Consider the following 23,056-nt stretch of genomic DNA (forward strand, 5'->3'; position numbering starts at 1 on the left):
TGCCCTTCTGTTGTGGCTTCGTGGCGAAAAAACGCTTCAACGACCATCCTTTCCGCTATCACGAGGAAATCGTGCTGGAGATCCATACGCTCACCAACCGGGGCGCGGGGCTCGGCCGCGTCGCGTTGCCCGGCAGCGGCGCGACGGCGGCGGATGGCGGCGGCGGCGAAAAAAGGGGCGCGGACTTGGCAGGCAGGTCGCTTCGCCCGGAACCGGTCCGCGACGACGCGGGCAGGAATGCCCGCGCTCCGTTGGACGAGGCGGCGGCGGCAACGGCCGATGCCGCCACCGTCCCGGCAAACCCGGGCGGCTGGGTCGTGATGGTGCCGTTTGCGCTGCCGGGCGAGCGCGTCCGCGCGCGCGTGTTTCGCAATCACAAGAATTACTCCGAGGCCGACCTCGAAATCGAAGCGGCCTGACAATCCCAAGCAGCGGATGGCGATCGCCAGCAACGCCGCCGCCTCCGCCGCCGCGCTGCCGATCGGGTTTCTCCGCCAGGGCACGCGCTTCGACCTGCTCGACGTGCCGCGCTGCGACATCGCCACCGACGCCATCAACCAGCGCCTCGCCACGATGCGCGCCGACATCCGCGCGCGCGCGGCGGCGGGTGAATTCATCCGCGGCGCGACCCTCCTGCTGCGCGACGCGGACGGCGTGGTGACGACGGACTACGACCGTGTCATCACCGAGACGGTGGGCGGCACGCGGCTGCGTTTTCTCGCGCGCGATTTTTTCCAGAACAACCCGTTCATCCTGCCCGCGTTCACCGGGCACGTCCGCGACCAAGCGGCGGCCTCGGGCGCGCGGTTTCTGGTGGACGCGTATTGCGGCAGCGGCCTGTTCGCGCTCACGGCGGCGGCGGCGTTTGAGCGCGTGGCGGGCATCGAAATCAGCGAGAGTTCCATCGCGTTCGCGCGCGAGAACGCCGCGGCCAACGGCATCGGGAACGCGACATTCCAGGCCGGCGACGCGGCGGCGATTTTTGCCGGGCTGGAGTTTCCCCCCGCCGGGACGGTCGTGGTCATCGACCCGCCGCGCAAAGGCTGCGACGAAAATTTCCTCGACCAGCTCTTCGCCTTCGGGCCGCGCGCCGTCGTGTATGTGAGCTGCGATCCGGCGACGCAGATGCGCGACCTGCGGCATTTCATCGCGCGCGGCTACGAACTCGCCGAGGTGCAGCCGTTCGACCTGTTCCCGCAAACGCGGCATCTGGAGTGCGTGGTGACCCTGCGCAAGACGGCACGGGTGAACGGGTGATGTCGTATTTCAATCGTTCTCGTTCTCGAAACGTTGCGCAAACAAAAGAGAGAACGAAGTAAGAGAACGAGAACGATTGAGGGGAAAACACCGGCATTGCATCCGGCGCGGGGCGCGCCTAGCTTCTCCCTTCGCGCGCACCAAATCCCGGCCATGTATCAAGTCACCTTTTCCGAACAGGCGATGCACGAGCTCAACAGGCTCGACAAATTCCTCCAGCTCGAGGTCATCCTGCCCATCAGCAGCCTGAAATCCTCCGACCTGGCCAACCCGCGCGAACCGCTCGGCCGCTTCAACCGCAACGGCCAGACGCTCTACCGCCTGCGCGCCGGCGATTTCCGCTTCTACTTCGAGCAGCACGGCGAGACGCTCCACACCCTTTACATCCTGCACAAGAACTCCCTCGAGGATTTCCTTCTCCGCAACAAACTCCCCGTGACGGAAAATCAGCTCGTCGAGCAACACTCGAAATTCTGGAAATACCTCGAAACACTCACGAAGTAACCCGGCGCGGCGGGCCCGCGATTTCACCGCGCGCCCGCCGGCTCCCCCACCCTTTTTCGCCTTCCCGCACCTCCCTCCTTCCATGGCAAAACCCGACCCGCGCGAAGATCCCTACACCGTCACTCAAGCCAGCCGGATTTACATCCTGCCGAACTTGATGACCGCGGGAAATCTGCTCTGCGGTTTCATGTCGCTCATCTGCTGCATCCAGGCGCAGCTCGCCGAGTCCGCGCTCGACGGCCTTTACGAAGGCGGCTCGATGTTCGACTATTACCGCCGCGCGGTTTACTTCATCCTCGGCGCGGCGCTTTTCGACTCGCTCGACGGCCGGCTCGCGCGCATGGGCGGGCGCGAATCGCTCTTCGGCGCGGAATTCGATTCGCTCGCGGACGTGATCTCGTTCGGCATCGCCCCGGCGATGATGATGTCGTTCTTCATCCTCTCGCCCTCGCAGGCGCCCGGCTTCGAGTGGTCGCTCAACATCGGCTGGGGCGTCGGCTTCATCTACCTGCTTTGCGCGGCGATGCGGCTGGCGCGCTTCAACGTCATCACCAACCCCCTCCTGCACCGCGGCGCCAAGGAATCCAACAAGGACTTCATCGGCCTGCCCGTGCCCGCCGCCGCCGCGACCGTCGCGGCCACGGTGCTGTTCCTCATTGAGATGGCCGAGGACGAACGCCACCTCAATTACTGGGCGCTGGTGCTCCCGCCCCTCATGCTGCTCATCGCATTGCTCATGATGAGCACGGTGCGCTTCCCAAGCGGAAAAAACATCGGCATGCAGACGCGCGCCCGCCTCAGCACCTTTGCGTTTCTGCTGGCATTGCTGGCTATCATATTCTTTTACAAGGAAATAGGATTCCTATGCATCTGCATCGGCTACCTTTTCTTCGGGCTTTGCCGCCACTGGCGCCGGCGTCCCGCGCTTCGGGCCGAGACGACCGTGCGGACGGCGGCTGAAAACGCTGCGAGCAAGTCCGCCAACAACCCGCCCAACAACTCCGAATAACTTTCCCATTGTGAAAAACCCCGCCCTTGCTCCGAATTGCGCACCCGGTTGCTCACAGCGCGCCACCCGCCATTTTCAAAGGAGATTTGGCTGGTTATTCCCGTTTTTCACAGCCCATACTGATACGGATAAATCTTCATTATTGAACTAAGAATTATTTAACCTTTGTTAGTTTCCCAAAAACCGCAGCGCATGAAATTCAAAATCAATCGCGACCACTTCAGCAACGGGCTTGCCCAAGTCCTCAACGTCGTTGGCTCGAAAGCCACGATGCCCATCTTGAGCAATGTGTTGATTGAGGCCGACAAGGACTCCATTTCGCTCACCACCACGAACCTCGATCTCGGGATCCGATGCAAGGTGAAGGCCGAGGTGAAGGAGCCCGGCGCGGTCACGCTGCCGGTCAAGCGTCTCGCCACCATCGTCAAGGAACTGCCCAGCACCGATGTGACCTTCGACGCATCGCCCACACACCAGATCAAACTCACCTCCGGCGGCTCCACCTTCCGCATCATGGGCATCGGCCGCGAGGAGTTTCCGCCGCTGCCGGAATTTGGCGAAGAGAAATCCTTCACCCTCGAACAAGGCGAGCTCGTCTCCATGCTCAAGAGCGTCGCCTACGCGCAGTCCACCGACGAGACCCGCTTCATCCTCAACGGCGTGTATTTTAATTTCAATGACGGCAAACTCTCGCTTGTCGCCACCGACGGCCGCCGCCTCGCGCTCATGAGCAAGGAAATGGAAGTCCCCGCCGAGAGCGCCGGAAACATCATTCTCCCCGCCAAGACCGTGGGCGAGCTCCTGCGCATGCTCGACAAGGGCGAAAAGCTCAAGGTGTCCTTCAACGACCGCCGCGCCGCCTTCCAGATCAACGTGGACAAGGACAGCGCCGGTTTCGTGGACAGCGTTTACCTCTACTCGAAAGTCGTCGAGGGCAACTACCCGAACTACAATCAGGTCATCCCGAAGGAAACGCACCAGCGCATCAAGCTCGAGCGCGAGCTTTTTGCCCAATGCGTGCACCGCGCCGCGCTCGTGTGCAGCGAGAAATCCAACTCGGTCAAAATCAAGCTTTCCAGCAACCTGCTCGAAATCACCGCGCAGAGTCCCGATTTCGGCGAGGCGCACGAATCGATGGCCATCGCCTACAGCGGTCCGGAGCTTCAAGTCGGCTTCAACCCGCAATTCCTCCTCGACCCGCTCCGCGCGCTTTCGAAGGACGAGATTTTCTTCGAGGTGAAGGACGAGGTGAGCCCCGGCGTGTTCAAGACGCTGGAAAGCTTCATCTGCGTCGTGATGCCGGTGCGTCTGAGTTGAGCGCCAAATCATCCCACGCGAAAGGAGCGCGGGCCATTTCTGCCATTTAGGTAGGGCGAGGCGTCCCGCCGAGCCGTTGCTCGGTCTCCGGCTCGGCGGGACGCCTCGCCCTACCTAAAATTGGGACTTGGTATAAGTTCAAACCCGCGGGCAGGAATGCCCGCGCTCCTTTCCACACGGACACTTTCCGCATCGCCTTGCCAGACGCGGGCGCGTCAGTTTCTTGAGAAGGCAAAACATGGAAAACACGACCGAATATTTCTCCCTGCTGGTGCTGGCCGCGGCCTTGGCGGTCATCATGCTGGCGCGCCTGAACGCCCGGCTGGCTTCGCCCGTGCTTTCCATCATCAACCGCTGGCTGCGCTGCCTCGTCTTCTCCGGAAGCGCCGCGTATCTTTTCCAAAGAATCGGCGGGTTCAACCGGCCCTACTGGCTGCTTGCGCTCGTGTGCCTGCTGGTCTGGATTCTGGCCGAGACGCTTTACAACTGGATGATGGTCAAGGCGCTCAGCATGAGTCCGCTGCCGTTGTTTCCGCATTACAGCGTCAATACCTCCGGCGACGAATGGCCCACGCACCCGCGTTTCCTGAAAGTGCGGGACTGGCTGCGCACGCGGGGATTTTCGCAGGTGCAGGCGTTGCGCGCCGAAATCAGCAATGACCTTTATCTGCGCGTGTCGGTTTATCAGGACGCGGATGCGGTGGTGCGGCTGCAAATCACGTTTCTGCCCCAGCCGGGCGGCGCGATCGCGCTGTGCGCGAGTTTTTCCACGCGCATGCTGAACGGCTATCGTTACGTGACGGACAACCTGTTTTTGCCTTTTGCCGGGTTTTATCCCGAGAACTGGCTCGTGGAACGGAACCCTTGGCGCGTATCGCTGGAAGGTTTGTATAAACGCCACCGTGCGCGGCTGGCGCGGCGCGGCGAGATCATACAACCTTGGGACGGCGAGCCGCTGGAGGACCTGAACGTGCAGCAACGCGAGATGGACAAGATCAACACCGAGCTCGGTTTCCTGATGCCCTACGCGCAGCGCGAGGAACACGGGAAAATCACCTACGAGGGGCGCTTTCGTGTCTGGAAGGAAATCTGGTCGTTGAATTACCTCGGCCGCAGCGCGCGGTATGAATAGCGCGGGAAAATAATATATATAGTATTTTCTTTCAATATTGGCCCAAATGGCAGGGCGAGGCGTCCCCGCCGTGCCGCGGCTCAGCCGGAGGCTGAGCCCTACAAACTAACGGCATCCATACCGCCTTTACAGCGGCAGCATGGGGCCGGTGCGCTCGTCGTGGAGTCTGCCGGTGTCGAGGCCGTCGAGGACAAGCACGCCTTGCAGCGATGAAATAAACGCGGGGTGGCTCCACTGCCAGACGATTTGCGTGTCGGCGTCGAACTCGAGAAGTTGCACGCCCGACTCGCCGTGACCGGGGCCGTGGCCCTGCCAGTTGGCGAGGACGATGTGGCCATTGGCGAGAAGCTGGAAGGTGGCGTAGAAATAGGGATTCACTGCGGCGGGGACATCGGCCCGGCCGCCGAATTTGCGGAGGACGCGGCCGGCGGGATCGAGCTCGACCAGAAAGGCGCCGTAACCGGCGGATGCGAGGATGCGCCCGTCGGGCAGCGGGACGGCTTTCCACATGTGCGCGAAGCCGTCGACGGGAATTTCGCGGAGATAGTTGCCGAGGTAGTCCGCCTCGCGGAGGCGGGTGTCGCACATCATGAGGAGCGTGTGCGAGGGGGTCTGGCGGATGAGGCGCACGTAGTCGCCGGGATAACGGACTTGGCGGCGCGTGACATGCCCGGCGTCGAGCTCGAGGAGGGAGACGCCGGGAAGGTTGGGGAGGTTGACGCCGGCGACGAGGGTGCTGCCGTCGGGCTGGCGGCGGGCGGAGGTGACGCCGAGGAAGCGTTCGACGGCGACGAGAATTTCGCCGGTGTCGAGGTCGATTTCGGAGTAACCGCGATTATGGCTGACGAGGAGGCGGTTGCCGCCGATGAGCTGCATGTCGCGCACCTGGGTGCGGCCGGTGCTCATGTGCCAGACGGGTTCGGTGGACGAGCGGTTTTCGTCGATGCGGAAGATTTTGTTCAAACCTTCGTCGATCGCGATAAAATCGTGGCGAATGGGAGCGGCGGGCTGCATGGCTTGCTTTTAACCACGAAGGCCGCGAGGGATGCGAAGTTATTTTTGGCCATCCCGCAGAGACACGGATGAGGCGAGGAGGCGGGATTATATAGTATTTTCTCTCAACATTGGCCCAAATGGTGGGGCGAGGCGTCCCGTCCTCGACGAGCCGCGGCTCAGCCGGAGGCTTCGCCCTACCGGCGCTGCCGCGCCAATGTTAATCGAAAATATTATATAATACCCTTTGCAGACCAAAATGAAATTCTCGGCGAATTTCTGAATCAGCAAAAGGAACGCGATTATATACAGAGGATCACGGAAATGTTTTATCGGGCCGGAGCGGAGAGCGTCGCGCGGTTCACCGGCGGCGGTTCTTTTGGGCGAGCTGGGCCATGACAAAGCGGAGGGCCGCCTCGTCGCGCGCGATTTCCTCGGGAGTGAGTTTCTCGCGATTCTTGAGCGCCTCCTCGGCGCGCTGACGCGCCTTTTCGACCGCCTCGAAGTCGATCTTTTCCTCTTCGATGGCGTTCTGCGCGAGGATGGAAACGGTGTCGGCCTCGATTTCGGCGAAGCCGTCGCCGATGATAAGTTCGCTGGTCCTGCCGTCCTTGGTGACCCGCAGCTCGCCGGCGGTGACTTGGGTGAGGAGCGGGATGTGCCCGGGCAGGATGCCTATCTCCCCGGTCGTCGTGGGAATGACCACGGTCTCAATCGTGTCGGAATAGACCTCGGCTTCGGGAGTGACGATTTTTAGCGTAAGAGACATGATGAGAAATTACGAATTACGAATTACGAATTACGAATGAGGGGGCCGGTTTTTATTCGTCATTCGTAATTTTTCATCCGTCATTTTCATTGGGCTTTGGCCTTGGGCAAAATCTCGTCGATGGCGCCTTTCATGAAGAAGTCGCCCTCGGGGACTTGGTCGAGCGCGCCTTCGAGGATGAGTTTGAAGCCGCGGATGGTTTCCTTGATCGGCACATACTGGCCGGGGGTGCCGGTGAAGACTTCCGCGACGGTGAAGGGTTGCGAGAGGAAGCGCTGGACTTTGCGGGCGCGGTAAACGGTGAGCTTGTCCTCGGGGGAAAGTTCGTCGAGGCCGAGGATGGCGATGATGTCCTGGAGGTCCTTGTAGCGCTGGAGCACGCGCTGGACTTCGCGGGCGACCTCGTAGTGCTCCTCGCCGACGATGGCGGGCTCGAGCGCCTTGGAGGTGGAGGCGAGGGGATCGACCGCCGGGTAAATGCCGAGTTCGGAGATGGCGCGGTCGAGCACGATGGTGGAATCGAGGTGCGCGAAGGTGTTGGCCGGGGCCGGGTCGGTAAGGTCGTCGGCGGGGACGTAAACGGCTTGGAAGGAGGTGATGGAGCCTTTTTTCGTCGAGGTGATGCGCTCCTGGAGGATGCCCATTTCGTTCGCGAGCGTGGGCTGGTAGCCGACGGCGGAGGGCGAGCGGCCGAGGAGCGCGGAGACTTCGGAGCCGGCCTGGGAGAAGCGGAAGATGTTGTCGATGAAGAGGAGGACGTCCTGGTTTTTCTCGTCGCGGAAATACTCGGCCATGGCGAGGCCGGAAAGGGCGACGCGCATGCGGGCGCCCGGAGGCTCGTTCATCTGGCCGTAAACGAGGGCGATTTTCGACTTGGTGATGTCGTTCTGGTCGATGACGCCGGCCTCGGACATTTCGTGATAGAGGTCGTTGCCCTCGCGGGAGCGTTCGCCGACGCCGGCGAAGACAGAGCGTCCGCCGTGGGCCTTGGCGATGTTGTTGATGAGCTCCATGATGACGACGGTCTTGCCGACGCCCGCGCCGCCGAAGGCGCCGACCTTGCCACCCTTGATGAAGGGGCAGATGAGGTCGATGACCTTGATGCCGGTTTCGAGGATGTTGGCCTTGGTGTCCTGGTCGATGAGGGTCGGGGGCTGGCGGTGGATGGGGTAGCGTTTTTCGTGGGGGACGGGGCCCTTGTTGTCCACGGGGTCGCCGGTGACGTTGAAGATGCGGCCGAGGACGCCTTCGCCGACCGGGACGGAGATGGGCGCGCCGGTGTCGATGACGGGCATGCCGCGGACAAGGCCTTCCGAGGACGACATGGCGATGGTGCGGACGACGCCTTCGCCGATGTGCTGCTGGACCTCGAGGGTGAGCTTTTCCTGCTTGCCCGAGGCGGTGAATTCGACGGTGAGCGCCTGATAAATGGGGGGCATGGCGTTTTCGGCGAACTGGACGTCGACGACGGCTCCGAGGACTTGGACGATTTTTCCGGTTTGGTTGCTCATGTTAAATATGTTTGCTGATGTATGATATATAAAGTGACCGCGCCTTGGTGGATGTATGATGTGGGACGACTGATATTTCTCCGGGCGGTTTGGATTTATTATTCTGCACGGTTCATTTCACATTATTCATTGGCCGCGGGGAGATCAGGTCGCGGCGGCGTATTGGGCGGCGGCGATTTCGAGGATTTCGTTGGTGATGGCGGCCTGGCGGGCCTTGTTGTATTTGAGCGTGAGGTCGTCGAGGAGGTTGGTGGCGTTGTCCTTGGCGGTCTTCATCGCGACCATGCGGGCGCTGTGCTCGGAGGCTTTGGCGGCGAGCGCGAGCTGGTGGATGGTGCGGTTGACGTAGAAGGGGAGCAGGGCGCTGAGCACCTCGGCGGAGCTGGGCTCGAAGAGCATGTCGCGGGTGTCGGGGGAGGATTCGACGCCGGCCTGTTTTTTCAGGCGTTCGACCATCGCGGCGAGATTGTCGAGCGGGAGGATGGGGGCGATGGCGGGTTCCTGAACGAGGGTGTTTTTGAAATGGGGATAGATGACTTCGAGCGTGTCGATGACGCCGTCGAGATATTGTTTGACCAGAAACTCGATGATGACGCGGACCTCGGCGAAGGTGACGCGGTCGCTGATGATGAAGTCGGCGAGGAGGTCGCGTCCGGTGCGGGCCAGGTATTGGGCGCCCTTGCGTCCGACGGCGACAAACTTGGCGGGGGCCTTGATGTCGGCGACGAGGCGGAAGAGATTGGAGTTGAGCGGGCCGCAGAGGCCTTTGTCGGTGGTGAGGAGGAGAATGCCGCGGGTTTTGATTTCGCGGCGGATGAGGAAGGGATGGAGGTTGTCCATGTCCTCGACGCGGTGAGCGAGGTTGGCAAGCATGGTGGCGAGGAGGCGGGCATAGGGGCGCCCGGCCATCGCAGCCTGCTGCGCCTTCTTCATTTTCGACGAGGCAACGAGTTCCATCGCCTTGGTGATCTGGCGGGTGTTTTTGACCGATTTGATTCGGCGGCGAATGTCTCTTGTCGATGCCATGAAGGGAGAAGTGTTTTAACGGCAGAGGGATGCCAGTGGGCTCTCGCTGTTTCAGGCGGCCGGGGCGGCGGCGGGTTTCCCGGCTTTGGGCTGGGTCGCTTTCCACTCGTCGGTGGCGGTCTTGAGTTTGGCTTCGATGGCGTCGTCGAGTTTGGCCTGGATGCGGATTTCCTCGAGGAGCGCGGTCTGGCGCGCGGTGAAAAATTGGCGGAGGCTGGCGGCGGCGGGAGCGACGGCCTTCAATTCGAGGTCGTCGTAATAGCCTTTTTGCATGGCCCAGAGGGTGACGACCTGCTGCTCGATGGGAATCGGCGCGGCGGCGGGCTGCTTGAAGAGTTCGACGATGCGGGAGCCGCGGTCGAGCTGGGCCTTGGTGCGGGCGTCGAGGTCGGAGCCGAATTGGGCAAAGGCGGCGAGTTCGCGGAACTGGGCGAGTTCGCCCTTGAGCTTTCCGCCGACCTGCTTGGTGGCCTTGATTTGCGCGGCGGAGCCGACGCGGGAGACGGAGAGGCCGACGGAGACGGCGGGGCGGGTGCCTTGGTTGAAGAGGTCGGTTTCGAGGAAGATTTGCCCGTCGGTGATGGAGATGATGTTGGTCGGGATGTAGGCGGAGACGTCGCCGGCCTGGGTTTCGACGATGGGGAGGGCGGTGAGGGAGCCTTTGCCGGCGAGGCGGGCGGCGCGTTCGAGGAGGCGGGAGTGAAGGTAGAAAACATCGCCGGGATAGGCTTCGCGGCCGGAGGGACGTTTCAAGATGAGACAGATCTGGCGGTAGGCGACGGCGTGCTTGGAGAGGTCGTCATAGACGATGAGGGCGTCCATGTCGTTTTCCATGAACCATTCGCCCATCGCGGCGCCGGCGTAGGGGGCGATGTATTGGTTGGCGGGATTGTCGGCGGCGGGGGCGGCGACGATGATGGTGTATTCGAGCGCGCCAGCGGCTTCGAGGGTGGAGATGGTGCGGACGATGTTGGAGTTTTTCTGGCCGACGGCGACGTAGATGGAGTAAACGGGGCGGAATTTCGGGTCGCCGGAGGCGAGGCCGATTTTGTTGATCTTGGCCTGGTTGATGATGGTATCGATGGCGATGGCGGTCTTGCCGGTGCCGCGGTCGCCGATGATGAGTTCGCGCTGGCCGCGTCCGATGGGAATCATGGAGTCGATGGCCATGATGCCGGTAAAGAGGGCTTGGGAGACGGACTTGCGGGCGATGATGCCGGGGGCGATGCGTTCGACGGGATAGGTTTCTCTGGCGTCGAGGGGGCCTTTGCCGTCGACGGGGTTGCCGAGGGCGTCGACGACGCGTCCGAGGAGGGCTTTGCCGACGGGGACGGAGAGGAGGCGGCCGGTGGTCTGGACTTCGTCGCCTTCCTTGAGTTGGGAGATGTCGCCAAGGACGATGGTGCCGACTTCGGTCTCGCCGAGGTTGAGGGCAATGCCGATGGCGCCGCCGGGGAACCGCACCATTTCGTTATACATGACGTCGGAGAGGCCGTCGATGGTGGCGACGCCGTCGGCGACGGCGCGGATGGTGCCGGTGTTTTTCTTGACCGCCTTGTTCTGCAACTGGGCGATTTGCTGTTCGATTTGGGCTATGACGTTGGTGTCGCTCATTTCGTGAAAGGGATGGTGGCGGGTCTTGGGTGGCGTGATATTTTGAAAAATGGGTGGCGCGCGGCGGGGGCGGCTCAGGTGCGGGCGGCGAGTTCGGCGAGGCGGGCGGAGACGGAGGTGTCGTAGAGGTCGTCGCCGACGCGGACGCGGACGCCGGCGAGGAGCGCGGGATTGGGTTTCGCGGAGGGCGCGATGGGGTGGCCGTAACGGGCCGACATCGCGGCGGCGATCGCCTGGATGGTGGCGTCGGAGACCGGGCCGGCGTGCTCGATGCGGGCTTCGCTGCGGGCGAGTTCGGCGGCGACGAGGGCGCGATAAGCTTTGAGGACGGAGAGGTGGCGGTGCGGCGGCGGATTTTTGTCGAGGTAGGCGACGACACCCGCCACGCGTTCGGCCGAGATGCGCCCGTCCGCAAAGCTGAGGCTGTAAAGATGGCGGGCGAGGCGCTGGGATTGTTTGTCGGGCTTCATCGGCAAGAAACTGGAGAGTGCTCAGTTTTTGATGAGTTCCTGCGACGCGGCTTCGTTGTAGGAGGCGCGGTCGGCGTCGGTGAGTTTCCTGGCAAGGACGCGCTCGGTGGTGGCGACGACGAGGCGGGTGATTTCGCCCCGGGCGTCGGCGAGCATTTTCTTGTGTTCGAGTTCGACGGCCTGCTGGGCCTTGGCGAGGATGTCGCCGGCCTTTTCGATGGCCTCCTTTTGCTGCGCGTCGGCGAAGTCTTTCGCGGTTTTCTGCGCGTCGGCCATGATTTGCTGGGCCTTGAGCGAGGCGTCCCGGAAGATTTCCTCGCTGCGGGCCTGGGCGGCGGCGAGTTCGGCCTTCATTTTCTCGGCGTAGTCGAGGCCGTCGGCGATTTTTTTCTGGCGTTCGTCGAGGGTGGCCAGGACGGGCTTGAAGGCGAATTTCCAGAGCAGGAACGCCACGATGCTGAAGCAGATTATCTGCGCGACGAGGAGCGGGATATCGATGCCGAATTGGTGGGCAATCTGCGTGATGGTGTCGCTGAGTCCGGCGGCGATTGGGAGCGGCGCGAGTGTCATGGCGGGTTGAGGGAAAAACGGGTCGGGAAAAAAGGGGCCGCGCCGCCGGGTGGCGGCGGCGCGGCTGGGAGTGGCTTACTTGCCGAGGAAGAGCGCGTAGAACGCGACCGCTTCGGCGAGCGCCATGCCGAGGATGGCTTGGACGAGGATCTTGCCGGACGCGCCGGGGTTGCGGCCGACGGCCTCGACGGCCTTCGTGCCGACCAGGCCCACGCCAAGGGCGGCGCCGAGGCAGCCGAGGGCGCCTTGGATGCTGCCGGTGATTCCGGTGGAGGCTTGTGCGATGATGTCGATCATGGTTGGTATTTGTTGGTTGGTTGGGTTTCCGCCGTGCGCACAAACTTCGGCACGCTCCCGGCGGGAAATGAGTTTTCGGTCAGTGCGAGGCGGCTCCCGGGGCGTGTTCGTCCTCCTCGTGGTTGCAGACGAGCCCGATGTAAACGGCAACGAGGAGCGTGAAGACGAGCGCCTGCACCACGCCGATCAGGATTTCGAGAAAGTAGAAGGGAATCGGCAGCCCCCACTTGAATATGCCGAACATGGAATGCATGAGGTTTTCCCCGCCGAAGACGTTGCCGAAAAGACGGAACGAGAGCGAAACCGGACGGAAAACCATCGAGATCAGCTCCACGACGCCGACGCCGAGGAATATCACCGTAAGCAAAAGATAGATGGGGAGCGGGATTTCCCGGCGGTCGGCCTTGTTGCCGAACGTGTGGGAGACAAAATACTTGAGGCCGGCGTAGCGCAGGACAAACCACGCCCAGGCCGCCATGGCCACGATGGCGAGCGCGATGGTGCTGTTCATGTCGGCGTTGCCGGGGCGGATGATTTCTTTCCATTCGCCGTGTTCACTTATGAAGAGGGAGCCCACGCCGGGCAGGAGGCCGCTCCAGTTTTGGATCAGGATGAAGCAGAAGAGGGCGATCAGCAGCGGGAAGGCGTGCTTGGCGACGTGCTTGCCCGTGATGGGCGAAATGAGGTCGAGAATCCCCTGCACCACGCTCTCGACCAAGGCTTGGGCGCGGGTGGGAACGAGTTTGGGGCGGCGGATGGCGAGGCGGATGAGGGCGATGAGGGCGAGCGCAATCACCCAGCTCGTGACCATGCTGTTCGTGACCGGAAGCGGGCCGATGTGAAACAATGTCTCAGCAGCGGTGGCGATTCCCGAATGGGCACCTTCTTCCGAGGCGGCAATGACAGAAACGGAGGCTCCGAGGAAGCCTATGGGCAGCAGGGTTAGTTTTTTACCTCGTGTCATGATGCGAAGGTGCGCAGGCAGCGAAAAATCGGTGTATGAAAGGGTGGCGACGTAGGCAAACGTCACTTCCCTCGTCAACCAAAGAAATAAATAATGCTTATCCTAATCAGTAAAGATCCTGCTAATCTATTTTTGTTTGAACGTCATCTTTTATAACTTATTTTTATATAGATTGATAAGGAAGGCATGAATCCGGTCATAAAATTCGCCGGGCGACAAAAGATTGATATATTTTAGCACGATTTTGGAAAACGGTCTCCTGTTCGAATGGCCATGAAAGCGTAGGATCGATCTCCCAGTTTGCATGTGCTGTCATGGTTTCGCATGCGTCCTCGAAATAGGGGGCGTAATCGGTGCGGAAGCACAGGCGCGTGTCGATGCCGGAGCGCGTGGCGAGCGCCGTGAGAATTTCGGGCTGGATGAGCCGGTTTTTGTGGTGGCGGCGTTTTGGCCACGGATCGGGGAACAGGATGAAAATATCCGCAAAGGCCACATGGGCCGGCAGCGAGGCGAGGAATTCGCCCGCCTCGGCCTGGAGGAACGCGAGATGCGGTTCGAGTCCGGCGCGGGCGGCCTTGCGGCGGGCGCGCGCGATGCGTTCACCGATGAGGTCGATGCCGATGCAAAAAGGCGTTTGTGGCCGCCGCTCGGAGGCTGAAAGTCGATGGAATGCGGAAAGCGAGACCGATTGCGCGGCGGCGTAGGCGGTGAGGAAGTGGCCGTGGCCGCAGCCGAGCTCGAGTGTGATGCGCGGATGGCCGCGCAGGAGCACGGCAAGGGTTTCGCGCAACGCGGCAAGGCGCGCGTCGCGGCGGGCAAGAAAATCGGCGGAGCGGGCTGGGTTTTCCACGGGCGGGAGCGGGAGAGCCGGTTGTCTTGGGGCAAAAGCGGCCCCCGCGCAAGCCGGGCATGTGAGCGCCCACTCAATCGTTCTCGTTCTGTTATACCATTTGCAGTCAGAAATCACACTTCAGGTAGGGCGAGGCGTCCCCGCCGAGCCGCGAGCGGTTCACGCGGCTCGGCGGGACGCCTCGCCCTACCATTAACGGTTTCCATAGTGTGATTTTCATTCGCAAATGGTATTACTCGTTCTTCGTTCTCTTTTGTTTTCGAAATGTTTCGCGAACGAGAACGAGTAAGAGAACGAGAACGATTGAGGGCCGGCACAAAGCCCTGTCACTTTTCCGGCAGGGTGAAATAAAAGACGCTCCCCTGCCCTTCCGTGCTTTCGGCGCGGACCTGGCCGCCGTGAAGCTGGACGATGTGTTTCACGATGCTCAGGCCGAGGCCCGTGCCGCCTTTGTCGCGGGACCGGCCTTTGTCCACGCGATAAAACCGTTCGAAAATATGAGGCAGGTCGGCGGCGGGGATGCCGGGGCCGTTGTCGCGCACCGCCACCTCGATCATGCCAGCGCCGGCGCGGCGCGCGCTCACTTGGACAAGCGCGGTGGGCGGCGTGTATTTGAGGGCGTTGTCGAGGAGGTTTTCGAGGGCCTGGGTGATTTTGAGCGGGTCGAGCTGGAGTTCGCCGATGGCGGGGTCGAAGTCATGCCCCAGCCGCCGCCCGGCCGCGGCGGGCCGGGCGCGATAGTCGTCGAGGATGGTCGCGAGGAGCTTTGTGAACGCGACGGGCTCGCGGCGCAGGCCGGCGTTGGCGGATTCGAGGCGGGAAAGCGTGAGCAGGTCTTCGATGAGGGAGTTGAGGCGCTCGGCGTGGCGCTCGATGGTGCGCAAAAAACGATCGCGATCCGCCTCGGGCATGTCCACGTGCCCGTCAACCAGCGTCTCGGCGTAACCCTTGATGATGCTGAGCGGGGTGCGGAGTTCGTGGGAGACATTGGCGACGAACTCCTTTCGCACGGCCTCGAGTTTTTTCTGCTTGGTGATGTCGTGAAGGACAAAAAGCGCCCAGGCTTCGTCATCGCCGGTGAGCGCGGGGATGGTGGTGCCGGTGACTTCGAGCCAAAGGTGGCGGCCGGCGCGGGAGGTCGCGGCGGCGGGGGACGGCGTGGAAGGAAACTCGATCTCATGCTGCGGACGGGCGGTGCCGCGGCGGACGGCCTCCACGTATTCGAAAAACGCGGCGCCGTGGATGATGGTTTCGAGGCGGTGGTGGAGGAGGTTGGTATTGGCGGCGGCGCGGGGGAAGAGGGCTTGGAGGGCTTGGTTGGCGAGAAGGATGCGGTTGTCGCGATCGACCAGCAGCACGGCCTCCTGGAGGCTGCCGAGGGTGGCGTCGAGCTGGGCGAGCTGGCTGGTGCGGAGCTGGCGCAGGCGGATGTTTTCGGAGATGAGGTCGTTGGTCTCGCTGACGAGCGCGTCCCAATGCGGCCCGGACGCCCCGGGGATGTCTTCGCGGAGAAAGGGCTGCTTGGTGATGATCGCCTGCGAAAGCCCGCGCGCGGCCCGGCGGTATTGCGCGATCTGCAAAAGCGCGACGCAAAGGGCGATTCCGAGGATGATGATAATTGCGAAAAGCATTTTATTGGCCGGCCACTAATAGACATTCATATGCAGCCGCTCATTTTCACTGACGAGATGGAAAAAGGATGAATCGGGAAATATGAAAAATTCGGGGAAAAGAGGGCGGGAAATTACCGGCGTTATCGGGACGGATGTGATCCGCAATAATCACTATTTTGCAAGTAAAACAATTTCAACAAGTTTCGTTGTTTAGTGGATTGATTGATAATAAACCGGCCCTGGATTGTATTTTCCTTGTATCCGCGGGGTTTCTCGTGGCTGAACACTTGGCCTGAAATTGATTTTGCGCATTTCGCGTTTTTTGCGGTTGATTTCGCACGATTGGGCAATGGCAAAATCTGTATCAAACCATCAGTATTTATTGGCGGTTTGATAATCGGCGCGCACCTGGCGGCCAAAAGTTTGGCCCAAAAAACTCACGCGGCGGGGCTGTTGGTGACACGGCGTTCCGCCAGACGGTAGCCCACGCCCCGGATGGTTTCGATCCAGTCGGCCTCGGTCCCGAGTTTTTCGCGGAGGCGGCGGATATGGGTGTCAACGGTGCGCGTCTCGATTTCGGTTTCGTAGTTCCAGACGTTGAGGAGCAGGTGCTCGCGGGTTTGCACGCGGCCGCGGCGTTCCATGAGGAGCTGGAGGAGCTTGAACTCGGTCGCGGTGAGCTCGATGGGCTGGCCGTGGACGGTCACGGCGTGGCGCTCGACATCGAGGTTGATGTCACCGACCTGATGGCGGGTGGCGGAGGACGGGCTGGAGGGCGCGGCCGCTGTGGTGATGCCGGCGGCCGAGCGGCGGAGGATGGATTGGATGCGGAGGGTGAGTTCCTTTGTGCTGAAGGGCTTGCAGATATAGTCGTCGGCACCGATTTCGAGTCCCTGCACGCGGTCATGCTCCTCGGCCTTGGCGGTGAGGAAGATGACGGGCACGTTTTTGAGCTGGGGATCGGCACGGAGCATTTTACAGATCTGCACGCCGCTCAGATCGGGCATCATCACGTCGAGGATGACAAGGTCGGGCAGGAAGGAGCGGGCGACCCCAATGCTGCTGGTGGGATCGTTGAGGGTTTCGACGGTGCAGCCTTTGGCGCGAAGGTTGTAAGCGACGAGGTCGGTGACATCGGCTTCGTCATCCACGATGAGGACTTTTTTGGCTTTCAAATCGGCGGAAGTCATGAGCAGTCACGGTTAAATATGGCGTTTCGATGGCACAGTGCCGAGCAGTTTACGTGTGCGTTTCGCAATTGTTACAAAGGAAAATGAGGACCCGCATGGGGCAGGGCATCCCCTACCCTGCTCGGCGGGACTCGATAAGAACCATTAAGATGTTGATATCCGCTGGATTAACTCCACTTATACGGCTGGCCTGGCCCAAGGTATAGGGCTTTACATCGTTCAACTTGAGCGCGCTTTCGCGACGCAGGCCGCGAACTTTCAGGTAGTCAATGGAGGGCGGAATTTTGATTTTTTCGATTTCGCTGAGCTTGGCGATCTGGCGTTTTTCGCGGGCGAGATAACCCGCGTAGCTGACGCGGTAGAGCACCTCGTCGCGGATGGGGGCGGGTTGGGCGAGGAAATCCGCCGGAAGATCGAGGGTGTCCGGCTGATTTGGAGGGACGGCCTCCGTGCCGTCCTGTTTCGGTGTCGAAAGGCAAGAGGACGGCGCGGAGATCGTCCCTCCGGCAGAGAGCTTGCGCCGGATGACATCGGCCCAGGTCCCCTGCCCTGCCCTTGCTTTGTTTGCATCGAGCCAGTGCGCCCACTGCTCGATTTGGCGATGTTTCTCCTCAATGCGGGCCAGACGGCTGGCGGAGACGAGTCCATGCTCGCGAATATGATGGCGAAGACGCAGCTCGGCGCTGGCGTGGTTGAACAGCAGCCGATACTCGGCCCGGCTGGTGAACATGCGATAGGGCTCGTTGGTTCCCTTGGTGACAAGGTCGTCGATCATCACGCCGATATAGCCCTCGTGCCGGGCAATGATGAACGGCGGCTGCCGGCGGAGTTTGCGGACGGCATTGACGCCGGCGACGAGTCCCTGCCCTGCCGCCTCCTCATAGCCGGAGGTGCCGTTGATCTGGCCGGCGAAGAAAAGGTTTTCGACCTTCTTGGACTCGAGCGACGGAAACAACTGCGTGGGCGGTGCAAAATCGTATTCGACCGCGTAGGCGGGGCGCATGAGGACGGCGTTTTCGAGCCCGGGAACGCTGTGGACCAAGTCGAGCTGCACCTCGAAAGGCAATGAGGTGGAAAGGCCGTTGACGTAATATTCGTTGGTCGAGCGACCTTCGGGTTCGAGGAAGAGGAGGTGGCGGGGTTTGTCGGCGAAGCGAACAATCTTGTCCTCGAAACTCGGGCAATAACGCGGACCGACGCCCTCGATCTGGCCGGAATACATGGCCGAGCGGTGGAGATTGGCACGGACGATCTCGGCGGTGCGGCCGGTCGTGTAGGTCATCCAGCACGAGACTTGGGCCGTGCCGGGCGGAAAGAAATGCGGAATGCGGATTGCGGAATGCGGATTGGGAAGGAATGAAGCGGCGCTTGGCGACGCTTGTTCCACGTGGAACAATGGCGAAGTGTCCGCGGCGGAAGTTTTTATTCCGCGTTCCGCCTTCCGCGTTCCGCCTTCGGATTGTTCCACGTGGAACAAATCTTCCGGGTCGCGGGTGTCGTGAAAGGCGAACAGCGTGGGCGTGGCGTCGCCTTTTTGTTCCTGCATCACGCTGAAGTCGATGCTGCGTCCGAGAAGTCTCGGCGGTGTGCCGGTTTTCAGGCGATGGAGTTCGATGCCGGCTTCGCGAAGGCTGGCGGAAAGGGTGCGCGCGCTGAAATCGCCGAGACGGCCGCCTTCGTTCTTGTTGGAGCCGATATGCATGAGGCCGCGCAAAAAGGTGCCGGTGGTGACGATGATGGTGTGGCCGTGAAACTCGATGTCGAGGTTGGTCTGGACTCCGATGACTTTGCCGGCGGAGTAGATGAGGGCGGTGACGGTGGCCTGAAAGAGTTGCAGGTTGGGCTGGAGTTCGAGCGTGTGCTTGAGGCGAAACTGATAGGCTTTTTTGTCGCATTGGGCGCGGGGCGACTGGACGGCGGGGCCTTTGGATTCGTTGAGGAGGCGGAACTGGATGCCGGTGGCATCGGTGTTGATGGCCATTTCGCCGCCGAGGGCGTCGATTTCACGCACAATCTGCCCCTTGGCCTGGCCGCCGATGGCGGGGTTGCAGCTCATCTGGGCGATGGTGTCGAGGTTGCCGGTAAGGAGGAGTGTCCTCGCACCCATGCGGGCGGCGGCGAGCGCGGCTTCGCAGCCGGCGTGTCCGGCGCCGCAGACAATGACGTCAAAGGGTGTGGTCGGATTGTAAATCATGAGAGGGGAGGGCGATTTTTGGAACCGCGAAGGGCATGAAGGATGCGAAGAGAGCGACTGCGCGGCCAGTTGGAGTTGAAACACGAGGACTTGGACTGCTGGAGGGCCGAACTCCCGCGAGGCCGTTGCGGTCGAGCGCCGCGTTTTTCGGCAACGGCCTCGCGGGAGCTCGGCCCTCCAGTAGAAGTCTGGTTTTCGTTGTTATACCATTTCCGAACCATTTTCACACTTATCAGGGTAGGGCGAGGCGTCCCCGCCGAGCCGTTGCTGGCCTGCGGCTCGGCGGGGACGCCTCGCCCTACCCAAAGGGGGGATTTTAATTGGGAATTGGTATTAATCATTTTCCGATGCAGAAGGTCGCGAAAAGATGGTCCAGCATGCGTTCGTTGTCGATGCGACCCGCGATTTCGCCGAGGGCGTCGAGGGCCGCGCGGAGATCACTGGAGAGAAGCTCCACCGGGCCGTCGGCATCGAGGTTGGCGGCGGCATCGGCGAGGCTGCCACGTGCGCGTGCGAGGGCATCGGCGTGCCGGGCATTGATGGCGATAAGATCACCGCCTTGGTCGAGGCGGAATGCCTCGGCTCGAGCTATAATCGCCTCCACGAAAGCCGGGACACCTTCGCCTGTGAGGGCGGAGAGGGGAAAGGCTGAAAGACGAAACGTGGAAGGGTGGGGGAGGGAAGTGGAAGAGGATGCAAAATGGGTTATGTTGTCTTGTAATTCTTTTATTAGTAATATATTGTGATTTTTTTGTAATTTAGAATTTGATTGATTGGGATCTTCATTCTTGTCACTTGCCACTTGCCACTTGTCACTTCCCGCGCCAGCGGGCGCGGGCATGGGCCAAAGGTCGCATTTGTTTAGAACCACCACGGTGTTTTCCGGGGTTAGGCGTTCCATGATCTCCCGGGGCAGGGCGGGTGCGGGGCGGGTGGCGTCGAGGACGAGGATGAGCAGGTCGGCCTCGGCGGCGCGATCGAGGGTCTTGTCCATGCCGAGCTTTTCGAGCGGCGCGGGGGAGGGATTGAGGCCGGCGGTGTCGATAAGGCGCAGGCAGTGCGGGCCGAGGATGAGGCGTTCTTCGATAAAGTCGCGAGTGGTTCCGGGCTCGTGACTTACGAGGGCGCGGTCACGGCCGACGAGACGGTTGAGAAGCGAGCTTTTGCCGGCGTTGGGCTCGCCGAGGATGACGGTTTTGATGCCTTCGCGCAGGATTTCGCCATAGTGTTGGGTGGCGAGCAGGCGGTCGGTGCCTTGGGTGAGCGTGGCGAGGGCGCGGCGGACAAGGGTGCGATCCTCGGCGGGGAGATCCTCGTCCGGAAAGTCGATGTAGGCCTCCACGCGGGCAAGGGCTTGGAGAAGTTCGTCGGTGAGCGCGGCCACATGGCGGCCCAGCGATCCGCGAAGTTGTTGGTTGGCAGCGGCCAGCGCGCGTTCACTGCGGGCGTGGATGAGATCCATGACCGCCTCGGCCTGGCTGAGGTCGATGAGGCCGTTGAGAAATGCGCGGCGGGTAAACTCGCCCGGCTCGGCGGCGCGGCAGCCGCGGGCAAGCAGGTCCTCGAGGATTTTTTGGGCGATGAAGGGGTTGCCGTGGCAGGAGATTTCGAGGGAATCGTCACCCGTGTAGGAGTGCGGCGCGGCAAAATAGGTGGCGAGGACATCGTCGAGGACCGTGCCGGAGCGGTCACGATAGTCGGCATGGATGGCGAGGCGGGGTGGGGGAGGGGGGGAGGCGGCGGGCGTGTCGGGTGCCCGGCCAAGTGCAAGTGCGTCGGCCGCCAGCTTGGCGCAGGCAGGGCCGCTGGCCCGCACGACAGCGATGGCTGAGGTGCCGATGGGCGTGGCCAGCGCGGCGATGGTGTCGGAGAAAGTGGTCATGACGTGTTTTGCCACAAGAGCCGTGGCATGGTTTGGTCACAACCTGTAAGACAGGCATTGGCCAAAATCGAATGATTTTGGCTTGGATCGAGGGCTACCTACATAAGGCGATGGCCCTCACTGCAAATTGGGCGTCGCATTATTTGACGGTTTCGTCTTGGGCGGAGGATTTATCGATGTCCGGCAGCGTGCCGCAGTCGCGAGCGGTGAAATCGGTCGTGTCGCGGAGAAGGGCGAAGGGCTGGCCGGGTGCGCGCTGGATATTGACTGAGCGGAAGGTCGCGCCTTTCACGTCCTGAAGAACCACGGGAATGCGTTCGTCCGGGGAGGCATAGGTGACGGTGACGTCGCGGAGGGTGAGATTCTTTGCATGGCGGGCGTAGAGCGCGCTGGCGGGCAGGAGGCCGAACATGCTGGGCTCGGGATAGGCGACCGGGCGTTCGGGGACGGCGTAGATGTCGGGGCGCGGGCCGCTGGCGGCGGGGCCGGTGGTGTCCTTGCCTTGCGAGCGGAGGAAGAAGGAGTTGACGAGGTGCGAGGGCTGATCGCGGATTTCGTCGAGGGTGAGACCACCGCTTTTGGCGATGTGGATGCCGTCGATGCGCACGTCCTCGACCGGGTGTCCGGGGAGGCCGTTGATGATGACGGGGAAACGGGCGTCGGCGGAGGAGGCGACGAGGTTGTCGATGCTGACGCGGCGGATGGCGCCGACGGGCGTGCCTTCGGGACCGCGGGCGCGGTCGCCGATGACGAGGAAAATGGCTGCGTTGGAGACGTCGCGCAGGGTGATGTTGGAAATGGCGATGTCCTCGATGACGGCGCCGTCCACGCTTTCGATGGCGATGCCGCGGGAGCGGTCGAAGACGCAGTTGGAGATGGTGATGTTGCGAAAGTCGCCGTTGGACTCGGTGCCGAGTTTGATGCGCCCGGTGGGGCCGTCGCGGTCGGGGGCGCGGACGGACTCGCGGGTGAAGGTGCCGGCGAGGAGGGAGCCGGGGTCGTAACCGCTGACCTGGCAATTGGTGATGGTGACGTTTTCGGTGGGGCGGAGAAAGCCGAGGGCGTAGGAGGTCTTGAGGACGATGGCGTCGTCGTTGAGGGTGTTGACGGTGCAGTTGGAGATGCGGACGTGGCGGCAGGAGTCGATGTCGAGGCCGTCGCGGTTGGTGTCGATCTTGAGGTTGTCGATGGTGAGGTTGTCCACCCCGGTCGCGAGGACGGAGAAGTGGCCGGTCATGAGCATGGAGAAATCGCGGAGGATGACGTTGCGGCAGAGTTTGAGCGCGATGGATTTGTTGGCTGTGCCGGGGTGCGAGGCGCGGCCGCGGTTGAGGCCGTCGCCGCGGATGAGGCCTTGGCCGGTGATGGCGATGTTTTCGAGCTGCTCGCCCCAGATGAGGCTGTTGCGCCAGTGGCTGTGTCCAAAATCCTGATACTGGTGGACGTCGCCCCACTCGTTGGGCTCGTAGGGGTCGTAGCCGCCGCCGGCCTCGGCGGGAGGCGGCTCGGCGGCGACAAGGATGGCGCCGGGATCGAGGTGCAGCGTGATGTTGCTTTTGAGGCGGACGGAGTAGCTCAGGTAGGTGCCCGCAGGGAGGCGCACGGTGCCGCCGCCGGCCGCCGCCGCGGTCTCGATGGCGCGGTTGATGGCGCCGGAGTCGATGGTCTGGCCGTCGCCGGTGGCGCCGAATTCGCGGACGTTGTAATCGCGGGCTTGCAAGGTGGTCATGGCGAAAAAAGTGACGATGCAGGTGAGGGAGGCCGAAGTGGTGAGAAACAAACGACGGAGCATGGCAGCGGGAAGGGAACCGGGCGAATGGTTTTGAAACGGACTGTCTGTTTTTGGTCTCAATCTTTCTCTTTATTCTTTCTCCTCCGAGGAGGCTGGGGTGCA

At 62.0% G+C, this 23,056-nt stretch carries 19 protein-coding genes and 1 pseudogene; 5 read left to right on the plus strand and 15 right to left on the minus strand.

Translation table 11 applies throughout. The annotated features are described in order from the left end of the window. Positions 1 to 12 precede the first annotated feature (12 nt). The 5 genes and pseudogenes from OH491_RS14995 to OH491_RS15015 all read left to right on the plus strand — a co-directional run. Positions 13 to 1,257 (plus strand): annotated as a pseudogene (locus OH491_RS14995) (class I SAM-dependent RNA methyltransferase); the annotation flags it as partial. A gap of 153 nt (positions 1,258 to 1,410) precedes the next feature. Further along, on the plus strand, positions 1,411 to 1,761 hold the full coding sequence (locus OH491_RS15000; RefSeq protein WP_068773141.1) for a type II toxin-antitoxin system RelE family toxin: 351 nt from the start codon (positions 1,411 to 1,413) through the stop codon (positions 1,759 to 1,761). Between the two features lie 82 nt (positions 1,762 to 1,843). Continuing rightward, entirely contained in the window at positions 1,844 to 2,770 is a 927-nt protein-coding gene (pssA, locus tag OH491_RS15005; RefSeq protein ID WP_068773142.1) for a CDP-diacylglycerol--serine O-phosphatidyltransferase, read from the plus strand. Positions 2,771 to 2,962: 192 nt separating this feature from the next. Continuing rightward, a complete protein-coding gene (gene dnaN / locus OH491_RS15010) occupies positions 2,963 to 4,087 on the plus strand; it encodes a DNA polymerase III subunit beta (RefSeq protein WP_068773143.1) in 1,125 nt (374 codons plus the stop codon). A 238-nt stretch (positions 4,088 to 4,325) separates the two neighbouring features. Beyond that, positions 4,326 to 5,219 carry a hypothetical protein gene (locus tag OH491_RS15015; protein WP_068773144.1) on the plus strand — a complete coding sequence of 298 codons (894 nt, stop codon included), beginning with the start codon at positions 4,326 to 4,328 and terminating at the stop codon, positions 5,217 to 5,219. Between the two features lie 126 nt (positions 5,220 to 5,345). On the opposite strand, the gene OH491_RS15020 is transcribed toward OH491_RS15015, so the two are convergent. The 15 genes from OH491_RS15020 to OH491_RS15090 all read right to left on the minus strand — a co-directional run bounded on the left by OH491_RS15020 (position 5,346) and on the right by OH491_RS15090 (position 22,954). Continuing rightward, entirely contained in the window at positions 5,346 to 6,233 is an 888-nt protein-coding gene (locus OH491_RS15020) for a hypothetical protein (RefSeq protein WP_068773145.1), read from the minus strand. A gap of 340 nt (positions 6,234 to 6,573) precedes the next feature. Then, the gene (gene atpC / locus OH491_RS15025; protein ID WP_068773146.1) at positions 6,574 to 6,981 is read right to left on the minus strand and encodes an ATP synthase F1 subunit epsilon; all 408 of its coding nucleotides are present in this window, start codon (positions 6,979 to 6,981) and stop codon (positions 6,574 to 6,576) included. Between the two features lie 86 nt (positions 6,982 to 7,067). After that, positions 7,068 to 8,492 carry a F0F1 ATP synthase subunit beta gene (atpD, locus tag OH491_RS15030; RefSeq protein ID WP_068773147.1) on the minus strand — a complete coding sequence of 475 codons (1,425 nt, stop codon included), beginning with the start codon at positions 8,490 to 8,492 and terminating at the stop codon, positions 7,068 to 7,070. A gap of 144 nt (positions 8,493 to 8,636) precedes the next feature. Then, positions 8,637 to 9,518, minus strand: a complete 882-nt coding sequence (gene atpG / locus OH491_RS15035; RefSeq protein WP_068773148.1) for an ATP synthase F1 subunit gamma — start codon at positions 9,516 to 9,518, stop codon at positions 8,637 to 8,639. 51 nt (positions 9,519 to 9,569) lie between these two features. Further along, positions 9,570 to 11,132, minus strand: a complete 1,563-nt coding sequence (gene atpA, locus OH491_RS15040; protein ID WP_068773149.1) for a F0F1 ATP synthase subunit alpha — start codon at positions 11,130 to 11,132, stop codon at positions 9,570 to 9,572. 74 nt (positions 11,133 to 11,206) lie between these two features. Then, a complete protein-coding gene (locus OH491_RS15045; protein WP_068773150.1) occupies positions 11,207 to 11,602 on the minus strand; it encodes a F0F1 ATP synthase subunit delta in 396 nt (131 codons plus the stop codon). 21 nt (positions 11,603 to 11,623) lie between these two features. Continuing rightward, the gene (gene atpF / locus OH491_RS15050; protein WP_068773151.1) at positions 11,624 to 12,172 is read right to left on the minus strand and encodes a F0F1 ATP synthase subunit B; all 549 of its coding nucleotides are present in this window, start codon (positions 12,170 to 12,172) and stop codon (positions 11,624 to 11,626) included. Between the two features lie 75 nt (positions 12,173 to 12,247). After that, complete coding sequence (gene atpE, locus OH491_RS15055) at positions 12,248 to 12,469, minus strand: ATP synthase F0 subunit C (RefSeq protein ID WP_068773152.1); 222 nt, start codon at positions 12,467 to 12,469, stop codon at positions 12,248 to 12,250. Between the two features lie 79 nt (positions 12,470 to 12,548). Next, the gene (locus tag OH491_RS15060; RefSeq protein WP_334319757.1) at positions 12,549 to 13,499 is read right to left on the minus strand and encodes a F0F1 ATP synthase subunit A; all 951 of its coding nucleotides are present in this window, start codon (positions 13,497 to 13,499) and stop codon (positions 12,549 to 12,551) included. A gap of 130 nt (positions 13,500 to 13,629) precedes the next feature. Then, a complete protein-coding gene (gene trmB, locus OH491_RS15065; RefSeq protein WP_342750544.1) occupies positions 13,630 to 14,283 on the minus strand; it encodes an SAM-dependent methyltransferase in 654 nt (217 codons plus the stop codon). Between the two features lie 326 nt (positions 14,284 to 14,609). Beyond that, on the minus strand, positions 14,610 to 15,914 hold the full coding sequence (locus OH491_RS15070) for a sensor histidine kinase (protein ID WP_068773154.1): 1,305 nt from the start codon (positions 15,912 to 15,914) through the stop codon (positions 14,610 to 14,612). A gap of 419 nt (positions 15,915 to 16,333) precedes the next feature. Then, positions 16,334 to 17,086 carry a winged helix-turn-helix domain-containing protein gene (locus tag OH491_RS15075; protein ID WP_068773155.1) on the minus strand — a complete coding sequence of 251 codons (753 nt, stop codon included), beginning with the start codon at positions 17,084 to 17,086 and terminating at the stop codon, positions 16,334 to 16,336. Between the two features lie 112 nt (positions 17,087 to 17,198). Then, entirely contained in the window at positions 17,199 to 19,280 is a 2,082-nt protein-coding gene (locus OH491_RS15080) for a tRNA uridine-5-carboxymethylaminomethyl modification enzyme MnmG/GidA (protein WP_068773156.1), read from the minus strand. 337 nt (positions 19,281 to 19,617) lie between these two features. Next, positions 19,618 to 21,162, minus strand: coding sequence for a tRNA uridine-5-carboxymethylaminomethyl(34) synthesis GTPase MnmE (gene mnmE, locus OH491_RS15085; protein WP_342750545.1), 1,545 nt, complete (start codon positions 21,160 to 21,162; stop codon positions 19,618 to 19,620). Between the two features lie 139 nt (positions 21,163 to 21,301). Then, the gene (locus OH491_RS15090; RefSeq protein ID WP_334319758.1) at positions 21,302 to 22,954 is read right to left on the minus strand and encodes a rhamnogalacturonidase; all 1,653 of its coding nucleotides are present in this window, start codon (positions 22,952 to 22,954) and stop codon (positions 21,302 to 21,304) included. Positions 22,955 to 23,056: the final 102 nt, after the last annotated feature.

It is taken from the genome of Termitidicoccus mucosus (assembly GCF_038725785.1).
Lineage (GTDB): Bacteria > Verrucomicrobiota > Verrucomicrobiia > Opitutales > Opitutaceae > Termitidicoccus > Termitidicoccus mucosus.